Raw genomic sequence first — 23,545 nt, 5'->3', positions numbered from 1 at the left:
TGCAGATGGAAACCGTCCAGCGAACCATCGCCCAGCGGATCCGCCGCGTACCCGACCTTCGCCAGCGCGCGCTTGGTGAACTCGTCGGTGTTCACGATGATCTCGGCACCACGCGGCAGGTCCGGCAGGTTCGCCTTCAACGCCGCCGGGTTCATCGCGACCAGCACGTTCGGCGCGTCACCCGGCGTCAGGATGTCATGATCCGCGAAGTGCAACTGGAACGACGACACACCCGGAAGAGTCCCGGCAGGCGCCCGGATCTCCGCCGGGAAGTTCGGCAACGTCGACAGGTCGTTACCGAACGACGCCGTCTCCGACGTGAAACGGTCACCGGTCAACTGCATACCGTCACCGGAATCACCGGCGAAACGAATGATCACCCGATCGAGTCTGCGGATCGGCTTGCCCGGCTTCACGGGAGGGCCGCCCGTGGCCGGCGGTCCCGCGGGAGCGGCCGAACCCGAGCGGACACCGCCGCTCCCGGCGCGGGCCTCGTCGCCGTCCGGACCGTCCACTGCCTCTGACTGATCGACCTGACTGGTCACTGCCGCGGACCTCCTCGTGGGCGCACCACCGCGGGCGCGGCCCCGTGCCCCGTCCGCCTGGTGCACCTCTCGCATCCTATGCGGGCCGACTCGACGGCGGCCGGAGCCACGGCAGTTAATTCACCGGCCCGCGGCAACACAGCACACAAGCGTCAACACCCGCCTGCCGGAGATCATTCCGGCTCCGGCGGGCGGGCGCGAGCCACCTGGCGAACCTTGGCCGAGATGCGCTCAACGAGGCGGGTGTCAGGAGTTGAGGTAGGTGAGCACGGCCAGCACCCGGCGGTGGTCCTCGGAGCTCTGAGCCAGGCCCAGCTTGAGGAAGATGTTGCTGACGTGCTTCTCCACCGCGCCGTCCGAGACCACCAGCTGCCTGGCCACCGCGGCGTTGGTGCGGCCCTCCGCCATCAGCCCGAGCACCTCGCGCTCGCGCGGCGTGAGATTGGCCAGAACATCGCCCTTGCGACTGCGGCTGAGGAGCTGCTGCACCACCTCGGGGTCCAGCGCGGTGCCGCCCTCGGCGACCCGGACCACCGCGTCGGCGAACTCGCGCACCTCGGCGACCCGGTCCTTGAGCAGGTAGCCGACGCCCCGGGTGGAGCCGGCCAGCAACTCGGAGGCGTAGCGCTCCTCCACGAACTGCGACAGCACCAGCACGCCCAGCTGCGGGTAGCGGCCGCGCAGCTCCACGCAGGCGCGCAGGCCCTCGTCGGTGTGGCTCGGGGGCATCCGCACGTCGGAGACCACCACGTCCGGCAGGGCGTCGGCCGCGGCCAGGTCGTGGATGGTCTTCACCAGGGCGTCGCCGTCCCCGACCCCGGCCACGACCTCCAGGCCGCGATCGGTGAGCAGCCGGGTCAGTCCCTCCCGCAGCAGTACGGAGTCCTCGGCGATGACGACGCGACGCATAACGACCTTCCCGGCAGGCGTGGGCTGACGGGAGTCAGTCTCCCCCATCCCCGGACGCGCCGAGGGGGCGGGCCCGGCCACATCGCGGCCGGGCCGGCGCGGCCCCGGTCGGGGCTCACATGGTGCGGATCGCCACCGCGTCGCAGAGGCCCTCCAGGGCGGCCTTCGCCGCGCAGTCCGGCAGCGGGGCGAGCAGCGCCCGGGCCTCCTCGGCCCGGCGCAGGGTCTCGGCGCGGGCACGCTGCAGCGCGGGGTGGGCGCGCAGCAGGCGCAGCGCCTCGGCGTGCAGGTCGTCGTCGGAGAGGTCCTGGTCGAGCAGTTCGCGCAGCCGGGCGTCGTCCGGGTCGGCCGGGTCGGCGGGCATCTGCTGCAGCAGCAGGGTCGGCAGGGTCGGCACGCCCTCGCGCAGGTCGGTGCCGGGGGTCTTGCCGGACTCGTGGCCGTCGCTGGCGATGTCGAGCACGTCGTCGGCCAGCTGGAAGGCGATGCCGATCCGCTCGCCGAACTCGCCGAGGGTGTCCACCAGCTCGCGCTCGGCACCGGCCATCAGCGCTCCTATCCGGCAGGAGACGGCGATCAGCGAGCCGGTCTTGCCCTCCAGGACGTCCAGGTAGTGCAGCAGCGGGTCCATGTCCTGGCCGGGGCCGCGGGTCTCCAGGATCTGGCCGGTGACCAGCCGCTCGAAGGCCTCGGCCTGCATCCGCACGGCCTCCGGGCCGAGGTCGGAGAGCACCTGGGAGGCGCGGGAGAACAGGAAGTCGCCGGTGAGGATCGCGACCGAGTTGTCCCAGCGGGAGTTGGCGCTCGGGGCGCCCCGGCGCACCGGCGCCTCGTCCATGACGTCGTCGTGGTACAGCGTGGCCAGGTGGGTCAGCTCGACCACCACGGCGGCGGGCACCACGCCGGGCGCCCCCGGGTCGCCGAACTGGGCCGCCAGCAGCAGGAGCAGCGGACGGAAGCGCTTGCCGCCGGCCTCGAGGAGGTGACTGGCGGTGACGGTGATGAAGGGGACGTCGCTCTTGACGGCCTCACCGAGCGCCGCCTCCACCGCGTCCAGTCCGGCCTGGACGTCCCGGGTCAGGTCGCGGTCCTGCACGCTGAGCCCGAAGGGTTCCACGACGGTCACGAAGACCACTCCTCTGTCCCTGGTCGATCTAGCGGCCTGGTCCCTGAGTGCCGCCGCTGGCCATACAGGCAGGGTATCCGGTCGCGAGTGGATCACTGCACGGGCGTGCGGATCCTGTCATGATCGGGCCTGATGCCCTGGTCAGGGCGGCTGTGCGGGCCGGACGGCGGTGGGGGCGAATTCGGCTGGAAATAAAGGTGGGAGAGCTCCCGGAACTCCCCCGGCCCCCGTACCCGACAAAGACCCGTCCGGGCCGCGCGAACTGGGCGCGGCCCGGACGGGGCCCTGGTCGGAGGCGGGGGAGGTGAAGGTCAGCGCACGAACAGCGAGGCCTTGGACGCTAGGTCGAGGAAGTACTGGGGCAGCAGCCCGAGACCCAGCGTGACCAGCACCCCCACCCCGATCGCGGTCGCCGTGAAGGCGCTGGGGATCGCCACCGTGGGGCCCCCGGGCTGCGGGTCCGAGAAGAACATCAGCACGATGACCCGGATGTAGAAGAACGCGGCCACCGCCGAGCTCAGCACACCGACGACCACCAGGGGCATCGCCCCCCCGCTGGCCGCGGCCTGGAAGACCGCGAACTTCCCGGTGAACCCGGAGGTCAGCGGAATTCCGGCGAAGGCCAGCAGGAACAGCGCGAACACCGCCGCCACCAGCGGCGAGCGCCGCCCCAGCCCGGCCCAGCTGGACAGGTGGGTCGCCTCGCCCTTGGAGTCGCGCACCAGGGTGACCACCGCGAACGCGCCGAGCGTCACGAAGGCGTACGCCAACAGGTAGAACAGCACCGAGGAGATGCCCTGCTTGTTGACGGCGATCACGCCGGTCAGGATGAACCCGGCGTGCGCGATCGAGGAGTACGCCAGCAGGCGCTTGACGTCCTGCTGGGTGACCGCGAGCACCGCGCCCACCACCATGGTGAGGATCGCCACGCCCCACATGACCGGCCGCCAGTCCAGCCGCAGACCGGGGAAGGCCACGTAGAACAGCCGTAGGAAGGCCCCGAAGGCCGCGACCTTGGTGGCCGCCGCCATGAAGCCCGTCACCGGGGTCGGCGCGCCCTGGTAGACGTCCGGGGTCCAGGAGTGGAAGGGCACCGCGGCGACCTTGAACAGCAGGCCGACCGCCAGCATCGCCAGGCCGGTCAGCACCAGCGCGTCGCTCTGGGTGGTGCTCAGCTGCGCGGGGGTGGTCATCGCCTTGCCGGAGATGACGTCCCCGATGTCGCCGAGCTTCACGCTGCCCGCGTAGCCGTACAGCAGCGCCGTGCCGAACAGGAAGAAGGCCGAGGCGAAGGCACCGAGCAGGAAGTACTTGACCGCCGCCTCCTGGGAGAGCAGCCGGCGGCGCCGGGCCAGCGCGCACAGCAGGTACAGCGGCAGCGAGAAGACCTCCAGCGCCACGAACATGGTCAGCAGGTCGTTGGCGGCGGGGAACAGCAGCATGCCGCCGACCGCGAACATGGTGAGCGGGAAGACCTCGCTGGTGGCGAAGCCGGCCCGGACCGCGGCCCGCTCCTGCTCGCCGCCGGGGGTGGCGGCGGCCTGGGCGGCGAAAGCGTCGGCGGGCAGGCCGCCGGCCTTGGGCTCCAGCCTCCGCTCGGCGTAGGTGAGCACCGCGACCACCGAGGCCAGCAGGATCACGCCCTGGAGGAACAGCGCCGGGCCGTCCATCGCGACCGTCTCCATGGCCAGCAGGTCGATCCGGGTGAAGCCGTGGCTCTGCACGGCCAGCACCACCACGGCGACGAAGGCGCCGCCCAGTCCGGCCAGGGCGAGCGTCACCTGGGTCCAGTGCCGGTACCGGCGGGGTACGAAGGCCTCCACCAGGACGCCGGTCACGGCGGCAGCGAACACCACGAGCATCGGGGACAGCTGCCCGTACTCGATGTGCGGCGCCGGGATGCTGGCGGTGTTTCCGCCGGCGGCGGCGAGCACTGCGGTGGCGCTCACTTCTGCTCACCTCCTGAGGTGGCGGCGACCGGGTGGGCCGGCGCCGGGTCGGTCTGGTGGATCTGCGAGAGCGTCGCGTTCACCGAGGGGTTGACCAGGTCGGTGAGCGGCTTGGGGTAGACGCCGAGCAGGATGGTCAGCGCCACCAACGGGCCGACCACGGCGAGTTCGCGGAGCTTGAGGTCGGGCATGGTGCGCACGTCGTCCTTCACCGGGCCGGTCATGGTGCGCTGGTAGAGCAGCAGGGCGTACAGCGCGGCCAGCACGATGCCGAAGGTGGCCACGATGCCGATCGCCGGGTATCGGGTGAAGGTGCCCACCAGCACCAGGAACTCGCTGACGAACGGGGCGAGCCCGGGCAGCGACAGGGTCGCCAGGCTGCCGATCAGGAACGTCCCGGCGAGCACCGGGGCGACCTTCTGCACTCCGCCGTAGTCGGCGATCAGCCGCGAGCCGCGACGGGAGATCAGGAACCCGGCGACCAGCATCCACGCCGCCGTGGACAGGCCGTGGTTGACCATGTAGAGGGTGGCGCCGCTCTGGCCCTGACTGGTCAGGGCGAAGACACCCATGATGATGAAGCCGAAGTGCGAGATCGAGGCGTACGCCACCAGGCGCTTGATGTCCTTCTGGCCGACCGCCAGCAGCGCGCCGTAGACGATCCCGACCAGCGCGAGGACCAGGATCGCCGGGGCGAAGGTCTTCGAGGCGTCCGGGAACAGCCCGAGGCAGAAACGCAGCATCGCGAAGGTGCCGACCTTGTCCACCACGGCGGTGATCAGCACCGCGGTGCCGGCGGTGGACTCGCCCATCGCGTTCGGCAGCCAGGTGTGCAGCGGCCACAGCGGGGCCTTCACCGCGAAGGCGAAGAAGAAGCCCAGGAACAGCGCCTTCTCGGCGGTGCCGGTCAGCTGGAGCCGGCCGTCCGCGATCGCGGAGGTCAGCGTCGGCAGGTCGAAGGTACCGAAGCCCTGGTCCTGCGCGATCACGTACAGGCCGATCACCGCGGCCAGCATCACCAGGCCGCCGAGCAGGTTGTAGAGCAGGAACTTCACGGCCGCGTAGGAGCGCTGGCGCGCCGAATCGGGGCCGCCCGCGCGGTCCCCGAAGCCGCCGATCAGGAAGTACATCGGGATCAGCATGGCTTCGAAGAACACGTAGAACACGAAGACGTCGGTGGCGTAGAAGGAGACGACCACCATCGCCTCCACCGCGAGGATCAGGGCGAAGAAGCCCTGGGTGCGGCGCCTGTTCTCGAAGCTGCCGTCGGGCCCGGCCGGCCCCGGGTCGGCGTCGTGCCAGGAGGCGAGGATCACCAGCGGCACGAGCACGGCGGTGAGCAGGGCGAGCACGGCTCCGATGCCGTCCACGCCGAGCGAGAAGTTGATGCCGAAGGAGCGGATCCAGCTGTACGACTCGTTCAGCTGGAAGCGGGTGCCGTGCGGGTCGAACCGGGTCGCCACCACGGCGGCCAGCGCCAGGGTGACGACGGAGACGCCCAGCGCGACGGCCTTGGTGGTCCTGCGCCGGCTCTCGGAGGACCCGGCGGGCAGCGCGGCCGTCAGCACCGCGCCGGCCGCCGGGACGGCGCAGGTGGCGGTCAGAAGGACGCTCATGCCCGCTCCCCCCAACGGATATCAGGACGAGTCATCACGTGGACCTCATCAGGAGAGTCGTGGCGACCAGCACCAGCGTGCCGCCGAACATGGAGAGCGCGTACGAGCGGACGAAGCCGTTCTGGATCCGCCGCAGCCGGCCGGAGAGCCCGCCGATCCCGGCGGCCAGGCCGTTGACCACGCCGTCCAGGCCGCGGCTGTCGAAGAACACCAGCGCCGCGGCGAGCGCCGAGCCCGGCCGCACCAGCACCGCGTGGTTGAAGTCGTCCTGCAGCAGGTCGCGGCGGGCGGCCCGGGTGAGCGGGGAGCCGACCGGCGGCACCACCGGGACCGGCGAGCGCCCGTACATCAGGTACGCGAGGCCGACGCCGGCCAGCATGCAGGCCGTGGTCAGCAGGGTGACGGTCAGCGGGGCGAGCGGGGAGTCGCCCTCCTCGTACCCGGTGACCGGCTCCAGCCACCTCAGGAAGGAGTCGTGGAAGGCGAACAGCCCGCCCGCGAAGACCGAGCCGAAGGCCAGCAGGACCATCGGGACGGTCATCGTCCGGGGCGACTCGTGCGGGTGCGGGGTGTTGCCCTCGCCCGCGGCGGAGCCGCTGGTGTCGTCAGTGGGCTGCCAGCGCTTCTCCCCGAAGAAGGTCAGCACCATCACCCGGGTCATGTAGAACGCGGTGACGGCCGCGCCGACCAGCGCGCACAGCCCGAGGATCCAGCCCTCGGTGCCGCCCTTGGCGAAGGCCGCCTCGATGATCTTGTCCTTGGAGAAGAAGCCGGACAGGCCGGGGAAGCCGATGATCGCCAGGTAGCCGAGGCCGAAGGTGACGAAGGTGACCGGCATGTACTTGCGCAGGCCGCCGTAGTGGCGCATGTTCACCTCGTCGTTCATGCCGTGCATGACCGACCCGGCGCCGAGGAACAGCCCGGCCTTGAAGAAGCCGTGGGTCACCAGGTGCATGATCGCGAAGGCGTAGCCGATCGGGCCGAGCCCGGCCGCCAGCACCATGTAGCCGATCTGCGACATGGTCGAGCCGGCCAGCGCCTTCTTGATGTCGTCCTTGGCACAACCGACGATCGCACCGAACAGCAGCGTCACCGCGCCGACCACCACCACGGCGGTCTGCGCGTCCGGCGCCAGGTCGAAGATCGCCGAGGAGCGGGTGATCAGGTAGACGCCGGCGGTCACCATGGTGGCCGCGTGGATCAGCGCCGACACCGGGGTCGGGCCCTCCATCGCGTCCCCCAGCCAGGACTGCAGCGGCACCTGCGCCGACTTGCCGCAGGCCGCCAGCAGCAGCATCAGGCCGATCGCCGTCAGCTTGCCCTCGCTCGCCTCGTGCGCACCGCCGAAGACCGGGCCGAAGGCGAAGGAGCCGAACTCGGCGAACATGAGCATGATCGCGACGGACAGGCCGACGTCGCCGACCCGGTTGACGATGAAGGCCTTCTTCGCCGCCGTCGCCGCGCTCGGCTTGTGCTGCCAGAAGCCGATCAGGAGGTACGAGGCCAGGCCCACGCCCTCCCAACCGAAGTACAGCAGAAGGTAGTTGTCCGCGACCACCAGCAGCAGCATGGCGGCCAGGAACAGGTTCAGGTAGGCGAAGAAGCGGCGCCGGCGCTCGTCGTGCGCCATGTAGCCGACCGAGTAGAGGTGGATCAGCGTACCGACGCCGGTGATCAGTAGGACGAAGGTCATCGACAGCTGGTCGAGCAGGAAGGAGGCGTCGGCCTGGAAGCCGTTCACCGGGATCCAGCTGAACAGGTGCACGCCGACCGCCCGGTGCTCGGCGTCACGGCCGAGCATGTCCGAGAACAGGGCCAGACCGAAGCCGAACGAGAGCGCCGCGAGTGCGGTGGCCAGCCAGTGGCCGTACCGGTCCAGAGCCCGGCCGCCGAGCAGCAGCAGGGCGGCGCCCGCCAGTGGAGCCGCCACCAGCAGCGGAATGAGAGAGTTCACCGAAGGCCCTCCGCCTACAGCTTCATCAGGTTGCTGTCGTCGACCGAAGCGGAGTGCCTGGTCCGGAAGATGGAGACGATGATGGCGAGGCCCACCACGACCTCGGCCGCCGCGACCACCATCGTGAAGAACGCGATGATCTGACCGTCCAGGGTCCCGTGCAGCCGGGAGAACGTCACCAGGGCGAGGTTCGAGGCGTTCAGCATCAGCTCCACGCACATGAACAGCACGATCGCGTTGCGCCGGATCAGCACCCCGGCCGCGCCGATGGTGAACAACAGGGCCGACAGGTAGAGGTAGTTGACCGGGTTCACTCCGTGCCCTCCTCGCCGGCCGGATGCTTCACGTTGTTCGCCGCCACCGGCTCGCCGTTCGCCGCGGCCCGCTCGCCGTTCGCCGGACCGCCGTTCGCGGTCCCGCCGTTCGCGGGCACCGGCTCCAGCGACTTGCGCGGGGACGCCACCGCCGGCCGCTCCGAGGACGGACGGCCCAGCCAGTCCGCCGTGGTGTTCTCCAGCTCCGCCATCCGCTGCAGCATCGCCTGGCTGACGTCCCGGACCTGGCCGCGCTCGCGCAGCGTCGCCATCACCGAGTCCTCGGCGACCGTGCCGTCCGGCAGCAGCGCCGGGACGTCCACCGCGTTGTGCCGCGCGTACACGCCCGGCGCCGGCATCGGCGGCACCTGGATGTTGTCCCTGATCCGCTGCGCCGCCAGCTCGCGCTGCGTCTTCGGCGCCTTCACGTGCTCCCGGTGGGTCAGCACCATCGCGCCGATCGACGCGGTGATCAGCAACGCGCCGGTGACCTCGAAGGCCCACACGTACCGGGTGAAGATCAGCCGGGCCAGGCCCGGCACGTTGCCCTCGGCGTTCGCCTCGGACAGCCCGGTGAAGTGGTTCAGCTTCGCGTTGGCGATCCCGGCGATCAGCAGCACGCCGAAGCCCAGGCCGCACAGGGCCGCGGCGAACCGCTGGCCCTTCAGCTGCTCCTTCAGGGAGTCCTCGCTGGTGACGCCGACCAGCATCACCACGAACAGGAACAGCATCATGATCGCGCCGGTGTAGACCACGATCTGCACCACGCCCAGGAACACCGCGCCCTGGGCCATGTAACAGACCGCCAGCGCCAGCATGGTGGCCGCCAGGCAGAGCGCGCTGTGCACGGCCTTGCGCATCAGCACCATGCCGAGCGCACCGCCGACCGCGACCACCGCGAGCACCCAGAACTGGAAGGCCTCACCCGTCGAGGTCGTCCCGGTCGCCTCCGCCAACCGCGCGATCACTGCCGCACCTCCTTGTCCCGGTCGGTGCGCTCCTGCTGGACCGTCCCCGGCGCCGCCGCGGTGACCTCGCCCCGGTAGTACGCGCCCTCGTCGGTGCCCGGGAAGATCGCGTGCGGGGTGTCGACCATGCCCTCGGACAGGCCCACCAGCAGCTGCTCCTTGGTGAAGATGAGGTCCCGCCGGGAGGAGTCGGCCAGCTCGTACTCGTTGGTCATGGTCAGCGCCCTGGTCGGGCAGGCCTCGATGCACAGCCCGCACAGGATGCAGCGGGCGTAGTTGATCTGGTACACCGCGCCGTAGCGCTCGCCCGGGGAGTAGCGCTCCTCGTCCCGGTTGTCCGCGCCCTCCACGTAGATCGCGTCGGCCGGGCAGGCCCACGCGCACAGTTCGCAGCCGACGCACTTCTCCAGGCCGTCCGGGTGCCGGTTCAGCTGGTGGCGGCCGTGGAAGCGCGGAGCGGTGGGCTTCTTCTGCTCCGGGTACTGCTCGGTGAGCCGCTTCTTGAACATGGCCTTGAAGGTCACGCCGAAGCCGGCGGCCGGGCCGAGGATCGACGGACGGTCGGCCCGCTCGGGGCGGCCCGCACGATCGGACTGGTCGGACATCTCGGTTCAGCTCCCTTCGGAATGGTCGGCCCCGTTGAGGGCGTCCTGGAGTTGCTTCGGGGCGCGACTGCGCCGGCGCGGCACCGGCGGGAGCACCTGGCCGGGCATCGGCGGGACCGGGTAGCCGCCCGCCATCGGATCGAACTCGCCCTTGGGGGGCGCCTCCTCGACCTCCGGCTGCTTCCGCATGAAGTCCCGCAGCAGCGCCAGCAGCAACAGCACCCCGACCGGGGCGCCGACGTACAGCACCACCTGACCGAAGCCGTAGCCCTCGTTGCGCAGCGCCCGCACGCTCGCGATCAGCACCAGCCACACCAGCGAGACCGGGATCAGCACCTTCCAGCCCAGCTTCATGAACTGGTCGTAGCGGAACCGGGGCAGCGTGCCGCGCAGCCAGATGAAGAAGAACAGCAGCAGCTGGATCTTCAGCGTGATCCACAGCATCGGCCACCAGCCGTGGTTGGCGCCCTCCCAGAAGGTCGACACCGGCCACGGGGCCCGCCAGCCGCCCAGGAAGAGGGTCGAGGCCACCGCCGAGACCGTCACCATGTTCACGTACTCGGCCAGCATGAACATCGCGAACTTGAGCGAGGAGTACTCGGTGTTGAAGCCGCCGACCAGCTCGCCCTCGGCCTCCGGGAGGTCGAACGGCGCCCGGTTGGTCTCGCCGACCATCGCGATGACGTAGACGATGAACGAGACCGGCAGCAGCGCCGCGAACCAGGTCGGTTGCTGGTGCGCCACGATCTCCGAGGTCGACATCGAGCCGGAGTAGATGAAGACCGCCGCGAAGGACAGACCCATCGCGATCTCATAGCTGATCATCTGCGCGGACGAGCGCAGCCCGCCCAGCAGCGGGTACGTCGAACCCGAGGACCAGCCGGCCAGCACGATGCCGTAGATGCCCACCGAGGCCGTCGCCAGGATGTACAGCAGCGCCACCGGGAAGTCCGTCAGCTGCAGCGGCGTGCGGGTGCCGAAGATCGACACCTCGTTGCCGGCCGGGCCGAACGGGATCACCGCGAAGGCCATGAACGCGGGGATGGCGCAGACGATCGGGGCCAGGATGTAGACCACCTTGTCCGAGCCCTTGACCACCAGGTCTTCCTTCAGCGCCAGCTTCACGCCGTCCGCCAGCGACTGCAGCAGGCCCCACGGGCCGTGCCGGTTGGGCCCGATGCGCAGCTGCATCCAGGCCACCACCTTGCGCTCCCAGACGATCGCGATCAGCACCGTCAGGACCAGGAAGGCGAAGCAGAACACGGCCTTCAGCAGCACCAGCCACCACGGGTCCTGCCCGAAGAAGTGGAGCGTCTCGTACGGCTGCGAAGTCATCGGTCCTCCCCTTCGCCGGCGGTGTGGTCCGCGGTCTCCTGGGCCTTCGCCGCCCGGGCCTGTGTCGTCGGCTCGGATTCGGGTTCGGTCTCGGCTGCGGGTTCGGCCGCGGATTCGGTCTCGTGCTCGGCTGCGGGTTCGGCCGCGGGTTCCGTCTCCGGTTCGGGTTCGGGTTCGGAGTCGGGTTCGGAGTCGGGTTCGGCCGCGGTGATCGTGACCAGGTGGCCGACGGTGGTGCCGAGCGCGCGGCGGGCGCCGCCCGGCGTGGAGTCGAGCGGGATCCAGACCGTGCGGTCCGGGATCGAGTCGGTGACCTCCAGCGGCAGGGTCAGTGATCCGGCCGGGCCGGTCAGCCGCAGCGCGGCGGCCGCCTCGGCGCCGACTTCCTTGGCCGTCTCCGCCGAGATCCGCGCCACCGCCCGGTGCCGGGTGCCCGCCAGGTTCGGGTCCCCCTGCTGCAGCACGCCGTTGTCCAGCAGCAGGCGCCAACCCGCCAGCACCGCCTGGCCGGCGGCCGGCCGGGGCAGCACGCCCGGGTGCGCCGCCGGATCGGCCGCGCGCTCACCCTCCCAGGGGGTGAAACGGTCCAGCTCCAGCCGGGCCGCCCGGACGTCCGGCAGGCCCAGCCGGTGCCCCAGGGCGTCGGCCAGCATGCTCAGCACCCGCAGGTCCGACTGGAGGTGACGGCCCATCTGCTGGTCCGGCTTGAGCGCGGACTCGAACATCCGCACCCGGCCCTCCCAGTCCAGGAAGGTGCCGGCCTTCTCCGCCACCGCCGCCACCGGCAGCACCACGTCGGCGCGCGCCGTCACCGCCGAGGGCCGCAGCTCCAGCGACACCAGGAACGGCACCGCCGCCAACGCCTCGTCGGCCAGCGCCGGATCCGGCAGGTCGTCCGGGTCCACCCCGCCGACCACCAACGCCTCCAACTCGCCGGCCACGACCGCCGCCAGGATCCCGTCGGTGTCACGGCCCGGCCGGGACGGCGGCTCTGCCCCGCCCCACACCGCGGCCGCCTCCGCCCGGGCCGCCGCGTCCGCCACCGGACGGCCGCCGGGCAGCAGGCCCGGCAGCGCACCCGCCTCGACGGCCCCGCGCTCACCGGCCCGGCGCGGCACCCAGGCGAGCTTCGCGCCGGTCGCGTGCGCCAGCCTCAGCACCGCGGTCAGTGCGCCCGGGACGGCGGCCAGCCGCTCGCCCGCCAGGATCACCGCACCCGGCGTGCGCAGCAGCTCGGCCGCCCGGCCCGCCTCGTCGTTCAGCGGCTCGTCCGCCGCCAGCGCCGCGAACCACTCCGGCTCGGTGCCGGGGGCGGCCGGCAGCAGCGCGCCGTGCAGCTTGGCCAGACCCCGGGAGCCGAACGCGGCCACCGAGAACACCTTCAGGCCCGCCGCCCTGGTCGCCTTGCGCAGCCGCAGGAAGACGATCGGCGACTCCTCCTCCGGCTCGAAGCCCGCCAGCAGCACCGCCGGCGCCCGGTCGAGGTCCTCGTAGGCCGGCCCGGCGCCGTCCAGGTCGACGCCCCGCCCGGCCACCGCGGCGGCCAGGAACTCCGCCTCCTCACCGCTGTGCGGGCGGGCCCGGAAGTCCACGTCGTTGGTACCCAGGGCCACCCGCGCGAACTTCCCGTACGCGTAGGCGTCCTCGACCGTCACCCGGCCGCCGGCCAGCACCCCGGCCCGGACCCCGCGCAGCCCCTCGGCCGCCCGGGCCAGCGCCTCCGGCCAGGAGGCCGGCACCAGTTCGCCGTCCACCCGCACCAGCGGGGTGGTCAGCCGGTCGCGCTGCTGGGCGTAGCGGAAGGCGAACCGGCCCTTGTCGCAGTTCCACTCCTCGTTCACCGCCGGGTCCTCGCCCGCCAGCCGGCGCAGCACCTTGCCGCGCCGGTGGTCGGTGCGCTGCGCGCAGCCCGAGGCGCAGTGCTCGCACACGCTCGGCGAGGAGACCAGGTCGAAGGGGCGCGAGCGGAACCGGTACGCCGCCGAGGTCAGCGCGCCCACCGGGCAGATCTGGATGGTGTTCCCGGAGAAGTACGACTCGAAGTCGTCGCCCTCGCCGGTGCCGACCTGCTGCAGCGCCCCGCGCTCCACCAGGTCGATGAACGGGTCCCCGGCGATCTGCTGCGAGAAGCGGGTGCAGCGCGCGCACAGCACACAGCGCTCGCGGTCCAGCAGCACCTGGCTGCTGATCGGCACCGGCTTCTCGTAGGTGCGCTTCATGCCCTCGAAGCGGGAGTCGGCGGCGCCGCTGGTCATCGCCTGGTTCTGCAGCGGGCACTCGCCGCCCTTGTCGCAGACCGGGCAGTCCAGCGGGTGGTTGATCAGCAGCAGCTCCATCACGCCGCGCTGGGCCTTCTCGGCCACCGGCGAGCTGAGCTGGGTGCGCACCACCATGCCCTCGGCCACCGGGATGGTGCAGGAGGCGACCGGCTTGCGCTGGCCCTCGATCTCGACGATGCACTGGCGGCAGGCACCGGCCGGGTCGAGCAGCGGGTGGTCGCAGAAGCGCGGGATCTGGGTGCCGATGGTCTCGGCGGCCCGGATCACCAACGTTCCCTTGGGGACCCGCACTTCGACGCCGTCGATGGTGAGCGTGACCAGTTCGACCGCGGTCTCGGAGGCGGTTGGCTCTGTGATCGTCACGCGTGCACCTCCCTTTCGGTGGCGGACTGGTGGCCGGGGCGGGGGCCGTCGGCCCAGACGGTGGAGGCGGCCGGGTCGAACGGGCAGCGGCGCTCGGCCAGGTGCTGCTCGTACTCGGCCCGGAAGTGCTGGAGCGAGGAGACGATCGGGCTGGCCGCGCCGTCGCCCAGCGCGCAGAAGGACTTGCCGTTGATGTTGTCGGCGATGTCGAGGAGCTTCTCCAGGTCCCCGTCGACGCCCTCGCCCGCCTCGATCCGCTTGAGCAGCTGGACCAGCCAGTAGGTGCCCTCGCGGCAGGGGGTGCACTTGCCGCAGGACTCGTGGGCGTAGAACTCCGTCCAGCGGGTGACCGCCCGCACCACGCAGGTGGTCTCGTCGAAGACCTGGAGCGCCTTGGTGCCGAGCATCGAGCCGGCCGCCCCGACGCCCTCGTAGTCCAGCGGGACGTCGAGGTGCTCGTCGGTGAACATCGGGGTGGAGGAGCCGCCCGGGGTCCAGAACTTCAGCCGGTGCCCGGGGCGGATGCCGCCGCTGAGGTCGAGCAGCTGGCGCAGCGTGATGCCGAGCGGGGCCTCGTACTGGCCGGGGTTGGTGACGTGGCCGGAGAGCGAGTAGAGCGTGAAGCCGGGGGACTTCTCGGTCCCCAGCGCCTTGAACCACTCCTTGCCGCGGGACAGGATCGGCGGCACCGAGGCGATCGACTCGACGTTGTTGACCACCGTCGGACAGGCGTACAGGCCGGCGATCGCCGGGAACGGGGGCCGCAGCCTGGGCTGGCCGCGGCGGCCCTCCAGGGAGTCCAGCAGCGCCGTCTCCTCGCCGCAGATGTAGGCGCCGGCGCCGGCGTGCACGGTGATGTCGAGGTCGGTGCCGGAGCCGAGGATGTTCCGGCCCAGCAGCCCCGCCCCGTACGCCTCGGCGACGGCCGCGTGCAGTCGGCGCAGCACCGGGACGACCTCGCCGCGCAGGTAGATGAAGGCGTGGTCGCAGCGGATCGCGTAGGAGGCGATGATCATGCCCTCGATCAGCGCGTGCGGGTTGGCGAACAGCAGCGGGATGTCCTTGCAGGTGCCCGGCTCGGACTCGTCGGCGTTGACCACCAGGTAGTGCGGCTTGCCGTCGTTCTGCGGGATGAACTGCCACTTCATGCCGGTGGGGAAGCCGGCGCCGCCGCGGCCGCGCAGGCCGGCGTCCTTGACCAGGGCGATCACGTCGTCCGGTGGCATGGCGAGGGCCGCCTTGAGGCCCTCGTAGCCGTGGTGGCGGCGGTAGGTGTCGAGCGTCCAGGGGCGGCCGTCGTCCCAGGAGTCGGACAGGACCGGGGTGAGCAGCTTCTCGGCCGGCTCGGCGGAGGTCATCACGCCTCGCTCCCTTCCTGGCCGTTGGTCGGCTGGCCGCTGGTCGGTTGACCGTTGACCGGTTGGCCGTTGGCGGGCTGGCCGTCGCCCGGTTGGCCGGTGGCGGGCTGGCCGTTGGCTGCCCGGCGGGGCGACTCGGGGCGGGGGGAGACCACCTTGGTGCCGGGGGTGCCGGGCAGGGCCTCGCCGCGGGCCAGCCGCAGGCCGGCCAGGGAGGGCGCGCCGCCGGCGCCGGACTCGTCGTTGGCGCCCGGGCGCTCGTCGGGGAAGCCGGCCAGGATCCGGGCGGTCTCCTTGAAGCCGCACAGCCGGGCGCCGCGGGTGGGCCTGACCTCGCGGCCGGCGCGCAGGTCGTCGACCAGCTGCCGGGCGCTCTCCGGCGTCTGGTTGTCGAAGAACTCCCAGTTGACCATCACCACGGGCGCGTAGTCGCAGGCCGCGTTGCACTCGATGTGCTCGATCGAGAGCTCGCCGTCCTCGGTGGTCTCGTTGTTGCGGATGCCCAGGTGCTCCTGGAGCTCGGCGAAGATCTGGTCGCCGCCGAGCACCGCGCACAGGGTGTTGGTGCAGACCCCCACGTGGTACTTCCCGGCCGGGCGGCGCCGGTACATGGTGTAGAAGGTCGCGACCGCGGTGACCTCGGCGGTGGTGAGGTCCAGCTGCTCGGCGCAGTAGCGGATCCCGGTCGGGCTGACGAAGCCCTCCTCGGCCTGCACCAGGTGCAGCAGCGGCAGCAGCGCCGAACGGGGCTGCGGGTAGCGGGCGATCAGCTCGGCGGCGTCGGCGGCCAGCCGGGCGCGCACCTCCTCTGGGTACGGTGCGGCCGGCAGCGCCGGCAGTCCCAGTTCGACGTTGGTCACCGGTCCACGCCTCCCATCACCGGGTCGATCCCGGCCACCGCGACGATCACGTCGGCCACCTGGCCGCCCTCGCACATCGCCGCCATCGTCTGCAGATTGGTGAACGACGGATCCCGGAAGTGGACCCGGTACGGGCGCGTCCCGCCGTCGCTGACCACGTGCACGCCCAGCTCGCCCTTGGGCGACTCGACCGCCGCGTACGCCTGGCCGACCGGGACCCGGAAGCCCTCGGTGACCAGCTTGAAGTGGTGGATCAGGGCCTCCATCGAGGTGCCCATGATCTTGCGGATGTGGTCGAGGGAGTTGCCCATCCCGTCCGGGCCGACGGCCAGTTGGGCCGGCCAGGCGATCTTCTTGTCGGCCACCATGACCGGGCCGGGCCGCAGCCGGTCCAGGCACTGCTCGACGATCCGCAGCGACTGCTTCATCTCCTCCAGGCGGATCAGGAAGCGGCCGTAGGAGTCGGCGCTGTCGGCGATCGCGACCTCGAAGTCGTAGTCCTCGTAACCGCAGTACGGGTCGGTCTTGCGCAGGTCGTGCGGCAGGCCGGTGGCGCGCAGGATCGGGCCGGTGGCGCCGAGGGCCAGGCAGCCCGGCAGGTCCAGGAAGCCGACGTCGACCAGGCGGGCCTTGAACACCGGGTTGCCGGTGGCCAGCTTGTCGTACTCGTGCATCCGGGAGCGGAAGACCTTGACCGCCTCGCGGATCTGGTCGACGGCGCCGGGCGGCAGGTCCTGGGCGAGGCCGCCGGGGCGCACGTACGCGTGGTTCATGCGCAGGCCGGTGACCAGCTCGAAGACGTCCAGGATCAGCTCGCGGTCCCGGAAGCCGTAGATCATCAGCGTGGTGGAGCCGATCTCCATGCCGCCGGTGGCCAGGCAGACCAGGTGCGAGGCGATCCGGTTGAGCTCCATCATCATCACCCGGATGACGCTGGCGCGGTCCGGGACGTCGCCGGTGATCCCGAGCAGCTTCTCGACCGCCAGGCAGTAGGCGGTCTCGTTGAACAGCGGGGTCAGGTAGTCCATGCGGGTCACGAAGGTGGTGCCCTGGACCCAGCTGCGGAACTCCATGTTCTTCTCGATGCCGGTGTGGAGGTAGCCGATGCCGCAGCGGGCCTCCTTCACCGTCTCGCCGTCGATCTCCAGGATCAGCCGCAGCACGCCGTGGGTGGACGGGTGCTGGGGGCCCATGTTGACGATGATGCGCTCGTCGTCGGCCCGGCCGATCGCCTCGACCACCTCGCCCCAGTCGCCGCCGGTGACGGTGAAGACCCGGCCCTCGGTGGTCTCGCGGGCGTCCGCTTCCTCGGTCTCTCCAAAGTGCTGGGTGTTCATCAGCTGTACGACCTCCGCTGGTCGGGAGCCGGGATCTGGGCGCCCTTGTACTCGACGGGGATGCCGCCGAGCGGGTAGTCCTTGCGCTGCGGGTGGCCCAGCCAGTCGTCCGGCATCATGATCCGGGTGAGCGCCGGGTGGCCCTCGAAGACCAGGCCGAAGAAGTCGTAGGCCTCGCGCTCGTGCCAGTCGTTGGTCGGGTAGACGCTCACCACGGAGGGGATGCGCGGGTCGGCGTCCGGCGCGGTGACCTCCAGCCGGATCAGCCGGCCGTGGGTGATCGAGCGCAGGTGGTAGACCGCGTGCAGCTCGCGCCCCTTGTCGCCGGGGTAGTGCACGCCGCTCACGCCCAGGCACAGTTCGAAGCGCAGCGCCGGGTCGTCGCGCAGGATCCGGACCGTCCTCAACAGGTGGTCGCGGTCGACCTGGAAGGTGATCTCGCCGCGGTCGACCACGGTCTTCTCGATCACCTCGACCGGGTCCAGGCCCTGCTCCTCCAGAGCGCCCTCCAGCTCGTCGGCCACCTCGTCGAACCAGCCGCCGTACGGGCGTTCGCTCGGACCGGGCAGCACGATCGGGGCGGCCAGGCCGCCGAAGCCGGAGGTGTCGCCGCTGCCCTTGGCGCCGAACATGCCCTGGCGGCGGCCGACCACCTCGACCGGGATCTCGCGGACCGGCTGCTCGCGGCGGGTCTCGGGTACCTGGTCGTTCATCGCAGCTGCCCCCGCATCTCGCTGATCGGGGTGGCCTTCAGGGCGAGCGCCTCGCCGAGCGCCTCGGCCCGGCGCTTGTTCACGCCCAGCGGCTCGTGCTGGATCTTGTCGTGCAGCTTCAGGATCGCGTCCATCAGCATCTCCGGACGGGGCGGACAGCCGGGCAGGTAGATGTCCACCGGGACGATGTGGTCGACGCCCTGGACGATCGCGTAGTTGTTGAACATCCCACCGGACGAGGCGCAGACACCCATCGAGATGACCCACTTGGGATTGGGCATCTGGTCGTACACCTGGCGCAGCACCGGGGCCATCTTCTGGCTCACCCGGCCCGCCACGATCATCAGGTCGGCCTGCCGGGGGGAGCCCCGGAAGACCTCCATGCCGAACCGGGCCAGGTCGTAGCGGCCCGCCCCGGTGGTCATCATCTCGATCGCGCAGCAGGCCAGACCGAAGGTGGCCGGGAAGAGTGACGCCTTGCGCACCCAGCCGGCGGCCGTCTCCACGGTCGTGAGCAGAAAGCCGCTCGGCAGCTTCTCCTCGATTCCCATCAGATCCCTCTCAATGCCCTCAAGTCCTCTGATACGTGGGCCGGTTCTGGCTTGTCCGCTCGTTCACAAGCGGGCGCGCAGCCGGCGGACGGGTGGAGTAGCCACCCCGCGCTCGGACCGCCCCGCGCTCAGTCCCACTCCAGGCCGCCGCGCCGCCACACGTAGGCGTACGCGACGAAGACGGTGGCGATGAACAGGAGCATCTCGACCAGCCCGAAGATCCCCAGGGCGTCGAAGGTCACCGCCCAGGGGTAGAGGAAGACGATCTCGATGTCGAAGACGATGAAGAGCATCGCCGTCAGGTAGTACTTGATCGGGAACCGACCGCCGCCCACGGGCTGCGGGGTCGGCTCGATGCCGCACTCGTACGCCTCCAACTTGGCCCGGTTGTAGCGCTTGGGGCCGGTGAGTGAGGCCATCACGACGGAGCCGACCGCGAACGCCGCCGCGATGGCACCGAGTACGAGGATCGGCGCGTAGGCATTCATAGCCCCCGCTCCCTCCGTCCAGTCGTCCTTGACTGCAGATCGGAACCGGCGGGTCACGCTGAGGTGAACCCGCGCTCCAGTTCCCGAGATCCACCTCATGTGAGGCAGTTCACAAACCCTGGAACGAGCGCATCCTATGCCCGTCGGCTTGTGATCTGCGACACGCAGTTCACCGCCTTCTTTGTGATCTACGACACCATACGAATGGGGTCGAATACGAACATGCCCAAATTTGTCGACGCAAAGCAGTCGAATGATCACAAGCTGTCGCATTTGCTCGTGAAGCGGCTGGTCAGGGGCGTGTTCCTATATCAACTATGCGTCGCTTGGAGCAAATTTCCTGGCGTCATGTTGACGTGTTATAGCGGCTCACTCGGAGGGGTGGCGGGGGGCCGAACGCTCGCTTGACCCTTCGTTCACAAGCGCTCGAGGCGATCTTCGGCGCTGCACCGGTGCTGGTCGCCCCGGCCCGGAGTGCGGGCCCGCACTCCGGGCCGGGGCCGGTTGCCCGGGCCCTCGTACTCCGGGCCGGGGGCTGGTTGCCCGGGCCCTCGCACTCCGGGCCGAGGCCGGTCGGTTACTGGTGGCCGGCCGCCTGCTCCCAGACCCAGGCCGCGATGCCCACCCGGTTACGGGCTCCGATCTTGCGCTGGACATTGGCGAGGTGGTTCTTCACCGTTCCCGGTGAGATGAACAGCCCGGCGCCGATCTCGGCATTGGTCGCGCCGTCTGCCACCAGCTCGGCGATCTCCCTCTCTCTCGCGGTCAGTTCCTCCGTCGGCCCGGCTGTCGGTTGCGCCGCGGCCGCAGCCGACGTGGCGCCCGGCCCGGGCTTCGGCTCCATGCCGGGGATGGCCATGTGGCGCAGGAGCCGTACGGTGATCTGCGGGCTGATCAACGCGTCCCCGGCCATCGCCGCCCGGACCGCCTCGATCAGCAGCACCGGCCCCGAGCGCTTCAGCAGAAACCCCGCCGCTCCGTGCCGCAGTGCCGTGTGCACGTACTCGTCCAGGTCGAAGGTGGTCACTACGATCACCTTGCACTGGTCCGCCAACTGGCGTGTGACCTCCAGCCCGTCGAGCTTCGGCATCCGGATGTCCGCGAGCACCACATCCGGCCGCAGCCGCCTTGCCTCCTGCACGGCTGCGGCACCGTCCGCCGCCTCCGCCACCACCACCATGTCCGGCTGGACGTCCAGGATCATCCGGAACGCACTGCGAACGTCCGCCTGGTCGTCCGCGATCAGGACCCGAACCGGCCCTTTGCCACTGCCCATCCCCGTACCTCCCCGTCACCGATCCGCTACCGATCCGCCGGCAGCCGCTACGATCCCGCCGGCCCCGCGCCGGCCTGCTCCAGCGGCAGCACCGCCCTCACCCGCCAGGCCTCCCGCTCGTGCGGGCCGGCCTCCAGCGAACCGCCGAGGGCCTCCACCCGGGCCGCCAGCCCCGGCAGCCCGCTGCCGCCGCCCCGGCGAGACCGCCCCGCCGGGCCCGGGGCCCGACCGTCGTTGGTCACCGTCAGCTCCAGCCGTCCGCCGCTGCGGCGGGCCCGGATCTCGACCGCCCGCGCCGCCGGAGCGTGCCGCCGGACATTGGTCAGGGACTCGACCACGATCCGGTGGACGGTACCCTCCACCTCGCGCGGAACCGACTCCTCCGGCAGCTCCAACCGGACCTCGGCGCCGCCGGTCGCGGTGAACCGCTCGGCCACCCCGTGGAGTTCGGCGAGCCCGGGCTGCGGACCGCGGCCGCCGCCTTCCTCGCTGCGCAGCAGTTGCACGGTCCGGTCCAGCGAGGCCAGCGCCCGCTGCCCGGCCTGCTCTATTCGCTGGAACATCTCGGCCGCCCGGGCCGGATCGGCCCCCGCCAGATAGGCCCCCGCCTGGGCCTGGGCGACCATGCCGCTGACATCGTGCGCCACGAAGTCGTGCAGGTCATGGGCCAGTTCGAGCCGCTGTGCCCGCCTGGCCTCGGCCACCGCCTTCCTGCGCCCCTCGTCCAGGCCCCGTAGGTAGAGCCCGACCAGCACCGCCGGCAGGGAGAGCATCGACCCGAACCCGAAGAGCGTGAGCGTGTCCGCGGGCCCCTCGACGAACGCGAAGCGGGACGGCCAGAGGGCGACCGCTCCGCAGGCCGTCCAGGCCGCCGCCGCACACCGCGGGCCGTCCTCGGCTCGCAGGCTGACGACCACGGCCAGCAGCAGGACGGCCAGCTCGGCCAGGCCCGCCAGCCCGGCCCAGCGCTGCCCCTCCGCCCAGCGGCCGAGGAGCCAGACGGCGACCGTGACCACGACCGACGCCGCCCCGAGCGCCATCGTCACGGCCACCGGCCCGTGCCGCCGCCACGCCGCCCAGGCCGGCGGCACCAGGACCAGGACGGCCCCGGACAGGATCTGAGTCATCGTCACCACCTCTCCTCGACTCTTCGACTGCCGTCACACTACGACGCCGCCCGGGCGGTACGCCTGTGCCGATCGGCATATTTCAAAGGCCGGTTGAGCAGGGGGAACAGCCCGATCGGCATCTGCCGCGAACCCCCGCCGGGCCTCCAGTCTTGAGTCATCGCACCGGCCACGGAGGCCGGAGCCGAGAGGAGGCCACCATCGTGTCGAAGCTCGTGATCAATGCCCGCGCCGCCACCCGCCGGGCCGGCACCACGGCCCCGGACGTCCCGCCCGCACCTCGCTGGGCCCGGCTCGCCGCCAAGGCCGCCGTCCTCGCCACCGTCCCCTCGGGGCTGTGGCGGATCGTCTTCGGGTTCGGCGTCCCGCTCGGCTTCACCGGCGCGACGGCCGCGGCGTACGCCGAGCACCAGCCGGGCTGGGGCACGGTCTACTGCGTGGCGTTGAGCGTCCTGGCCGAGTCGCTGGCCTTCCTCACGCTGGGCCTGGTCCGGCCCTGGGGGCTGGTGGCGCCCCGGTGGATCCCGCTGATAGGCGGGCGTCGGGTCCGGCCGCTCGCCGCGATCGTCCCGGCGCTGCTGGGCTCGGTGGTGCTCACGGTCCTCGGCATGGAGGGGCTGTTCGGCCGCTGGGCCCACAACCTGGCCGAGCCCGGTTCGCCGCAAGGCTTCGCCGCCGTGGTGATGACGCTCGCCTACCTGCCCCTGGTCGCCTGGGGCCCGCTGCTCGGCGCGGTCACGCTCGACTACGCCCGCCGGACGTTGCGGCGGCACCGGTGACGAGGGCGGCCGGTCACACCGGAGTCGGCTCCGGGCTCGGCCCCGTCGCATCGCTCTCGTTCGAGCCCTCGACCCCGGCCGGGCCGGGCACGGGTTCGATCGCGGGCACGGGTTCGGTCGCGGGCGGAGGCACGGGCGCGGGTGCGGTGCGTCGGCCCCACTCGGTCGCGACCAGGACCAGGACCCCGCCGAGCAGGGCGAGCGGGCCCATCCGGTTCCCGGCCACGGTGATGCCGAAGACGGCGGCCCACAGCGGCTCGGTGCCGAGCAGCAGGCTGACGCGGGAGGGCGAGGTGGCCCGCACGGCCCACATCTGGACGAAGAAGGCGAACAGGGTGCAGAACAAGGACAGATGCAGCAGCCAGGCCCACTGGCCGGCCCCGTACGAGCGCGCGACCGTCCAGGGCGCGGGCCCCACCACGAGCGCGACGACGGCGAACACCCCGGTGGTCACGGCAAGTTGGACCCAGGTGACGGCGAGCATGTCGGTGTCGCGGACGGCCCGGGTGCGGGCCGTCGCGAGGACGTACGCGGTCCGGACGAGGGCGGCGCCCAGCACCAGCAGGTCACCGAGCGTGGGAGGGCGCAGCCCGCCGTCGCCGGTGAGCAGGGCGACACCGAGGACGGCCAGTCCGGCGGCCGCGAGGAAGGCCTTGGGTGGCGCGGTCCGGCCGAGGGCGCTCTCGCCGAGCGGGGTCAGCACCATCGCGAGGCTGATGATCAGCCCGGCGTTGGTCGCGGAGGTGTGCACGGCTCCGTAGGTCTCCAGCAGGAAGATCCCGCTGAGCACCAGCCCCAGCGCGGCGCCGCCGAGCCACTCGGTGCGGCTCAGCCTCCGCAGGGCGCGCCAGGCGACGGCCCCGAGCAGCGGCAGCACCAGCCCGAACCGCAGTACGAGCATCGCCACGACCGTCCCCGGTTCGGCCACCCGCTGGACAGCGAGGAAGCTCGACCCCCACACCACGGCCACGAGCAGGACCGGAAGATCACGAAGGACCGACGAGGACGACCTCTTGGACAGGTCGGGCAAGGAGGCTGGCATGCGAAAGACCCCTCCGAACGGACGGAACCGGCAGGCGCGAGTACCGTACGG

At 71.4% G+C, this 23,545-nt stretch carries 21 protein-coding genes; 1 reads left to right on the top strand and 20 read right to left on the bottom strand.

All coding sequences use genetic code 11. The annotated features are described in order from the left end of the window. The 19 genes from ACIQ87_RS16155 to ACIQ87_RS16065 form a co-directional block, all read right to left on the bottom strand. On the bottom strand, nt 1–416 hold a 416-nt coding region (locus ACIQ87_RS16155; protein WP_402406507.1), incomplete at its 3' end, for a 2-oxoacid:acceptor oxidoreductase family protein. Between the two features lie 375 nt (nt 417–791). Then, a complete protein-coding gene (locus ACIQ87_RS16150) occupies nt 792–1,454 on the bottom strand; it encodes a LuxR C-terminal-related transcriptional regulator (RefSeq protein ID WP_402406484.1) in 663 nt (220 codons plus the stop codon). 115 nt (nt 1,455–1,569) lie between these two features. Next, a complete protein-coding gene (locus ACIQ87_RS16145; protein WP_402406483.1) occupies nt 1,570–2,580 on the bottom strand; it encodes a polyprenyl synthetase family protein in 1,011 nt (336 codons plus the stop codon). A gap of 311 nt (nt 2,581–2,891) precedes the next feature. Beyond that, nucleotides 2,892–4,529: an NADH-quinone oxidoreductase subunit NuoN gene (gene nuoN / locus ACIQ87_RS16140; protein WP_402406480.1), complete on the bottom strand. Its 1,638-nt coding sequence runs from the start codon at nt 4,527–4,529 to the stop codon at nt 2,892–2,894. Further along, nucleotides 4,526–6,145: an NADH-quinone oxidoreductase subunit M gene (locus tag ACIQ87_RS16135; RefSeq protein WP_402406478.1), complete on the bottom strand. Its 1,620-nt coding sequence runs from the start codon at nt 6,143–6,145 to the stop codon at nt 4,526–4,528. The genes nuoN and ACIQ87_RS16135 overlap by 4 nt, the downstream gene beginning before the upstream one ends. A gap of 34 nt (nt 6,146–6,179) precedes the next feature. Beyond that, nucleotides 6,180–8,099, bottom strand: a complete 1,920-nt coding sequence (nuoL, locus tag ACIQ87_RS16130; RefSeq protein ID WP_402406477.1) for an NADH-quinone oxidoreductase subunit L — start codon at nt 8,097–8,099, stop codon at nt 6,180–6,182. 14 nt (nt 8,100–8,113) lie between these two features. Further along, nucleotides 8,114–8,413 carry an NADH-quinone oxidoreductase subunit NuoK gene (gene nuoK / locus ACIQ87_RS16125; RefSeq protein ID WP_195911268.1) on the bottom strand — a complete coding sequence of 100 codons (300 nt, stop codon included), beginning with the start codon at nt 8,411–8,413 and terminating at the stop codon, nt 8,114–8,116. Continuing rightward, the gene (locus ACIQ87_RS16120) at nt 8,410–9,378 is read right to left on the bottom strand and encodes an NADH-quinone oxidoreductase subunit J (protein WP_402406504.1); all 969 of its coding nucleotides are present in this window, start codon (nt 9,376–9,378) and stop codon (nt 8,410–8,412) included. The genes nuoK and ACIQ87_RS16120 overlap by 4 nt, the downstream gene beginning before the upstream one ends. After that, a complete protein-coding gene (nuoI, locus tag ACIQ87_RS16115; protein WP_402406474.1) occupies nt 9,378–9,986 on the bottom strand; it encodes an NADH-quinone oxidoreductase subunit NuoI in 609 nt (202 codons plus the stop codon). The genes ACIQ87_RS16120 and nuoI overlap by 1 nt, the downstream gene beginning before the upstream one ends. Nucleotides 9,987–9,992: 6 nt before the next feature. Next, a complete protein-coding gene (gene nuoH / locus ACIQ87_RS16110; RefSeq protein WP_402406472.1) occupies nt 9,993–11,321 on the bottom strand; it encodes an NADH-quinone oxidoreductase subunit NuoH in 1,329 nt (442 codons plus the stop codon). Then, entirely contained in the window at nt 11,318–13,963 is a 2,646-nt protein-coding gene (locus ACIQ87_RS16105; RefSeq protein WP_402406470.1) for an NADH-quinone oxidoreductase subunit G, read from the bottom strand. Before ACIQ87_RS16105 ends, nuoH begins: the two co-directional genes overlap by 4 nt. After that, nucleotides 13,960–15,321 carry an NADH-quinone oxidoreductase subunit NuoF gene (gene nuoF / locus ACIQ87_RS16100; RefSeq protein WP_402406467.1) on the bottom strand — a complete coding sequence of 454 codons (1,362 nt, stop codon included), beginning with the start codon at nt 15,319–15,321 and terminating at the stop codon, nt 13,960–13,962. Before nuoF ends, ACIQ87_RS16105 begins: the two co-directional genes overlap by 4 nt. Further along, entirely contained in the window at nt 15,321–16,160 is an 840-nt protein-coding gene (gene nuoE / locus ACIQ87_RS16095; RefSeq protein WP_402406502.1) for an NADH-quinone oxidoreductase subunit NuoE, read from the bottom strand. Before nuoE ends, nuoF begins: the two co-directional genes overlap by 1 nt. Before the next feature lie 17 nt (nt 16,161–16,177). Then, nucleotides 16,178–17,518, bottom strand: a complete 1,341-nt coding sequence (locus tag ACIQ87_RS16090; RefSeq protein WP_402406465.1) for an NADH-quinone oxidoreductase subunit D — start codon at nt 17,516–17,518, stop codon at nt 16,178–16,180. After that, nucleotides 17,518–18,231 carry an NADH-quinone oxidoreductase subunit C gene (locus tag ACIQ87_RS16085; RefSeq protein ID WP_402406463.1) on the bottom strand — a complete coding sequence of 238 codons (714 nt, stop codon included), beginning with the start codon at nt 18,229–18,231 and terminating at the stop codon, nt 17,518–17,520. The genes ACIQ87_RS16090 and ACIQ87_RS16085 overlap by 1 nt, the downstream gene beginning before the upstream one ends. Further along, nucleotides 18,228–18,782, bottom strand: coding sequence for a NuoB/complex I 20 kDa subunit family protein (locus ACIQ87_RS16080; RefSeq protein ID WP_402406460.1), 555 nt, complete (start codon nt 18,780–18,782; stop codon nt 18,228–18,230). Before ACIQ87_RS16080 ends, ACIQ87_RS16085 begins: the two co-directional genes overlap by 4 nt. A gap of 128 nt (nt 18,783–18,910) precedes the next feature. Further along, nucleotides 18,911–19,270 (bottom strand): NADH-quinone oxidoreductase subunit A, encoded by a 360-nt coding sequence (locus ACIQ87_RS16075; protein WP_030060100.1) that lies wholly within the window; start codon nt 19,268–19,270, stop codon nt 18,911–18,913. A 577-nt stretch (nt 19,271–19,847) separates the two neighbouring features. Beyond that, the gene (locus ACIQ87_RS16070) at nt 19,848–20,546 is read right to left on the bottom strand and encodes a response regulator (protein ID WP_402406458.1); all 699 of its coding nucleotides are present in this window, start codon (nt 20,544–20,546) and stop codon (nt 19,848–19,850) included. A gap of 47 nt (nt 20,547–20,593) precedes the next feature. Continuing rightward, a complete protein-coding gene (locus tag ACIQ87_RS16065) occupies nt 20,594–21,673 on the bottom strand; it encodes a sensor histidine kinase (protein ID WP_402406456.1) in 1,080 nt (359 codons plus the stop codon). Between the two features lie 203 nt (nt 21,674–21,876). Between ACIQ87_RS16065 and ACIQ87_RS16060 the strand changes: the two genes are divergently transcribed. After that, nucleotides 21,877–22,452 carry a hypothetical protein gene (locus ACIQ87_RS16060; RefSeq protein ID WP_402406453.1) on the top strand — a complete coding sequence of 192 codons (576 nt, stop codon included), beginning with the start codon at nt 21,877–21,879 and terminating at the stop codon, nt 22,450–22,452. Nucleotides 22,453–22,465: 13 nt separating this feature from the next. Here ACIQ87_RS16060 and ACIQ87_RS16055 read toward each other — a convergent pair whose 3' ends face one another. Beyond that, complete coding sequence (locus ACIQ87_RS16055) at nt 22,466–23,494, bottom strand: DMT family transporter (protein ID WP_402406451.1); 1,029 nt, start codon at nt 23,492–23,494, stop codon at nt 22,466–22,468. Nucleotides 23,495–23,545: the final 51 nt, after the last annotated feature.

Origin of the sequence: Kitasatospora sp. NPDC096204 (genome assembly GCF_044763205.1) — a bacterium.
In the GTDB taxonomy this organism is placed as follows: Bacteria; Actinomycetota; Actinomycetes; order Streptomycetales; family Streptomycetaceae; genus Kitasatospora.
This window is presented reverse-complemented; position numbering and strand designations above follow the sequence as displayed.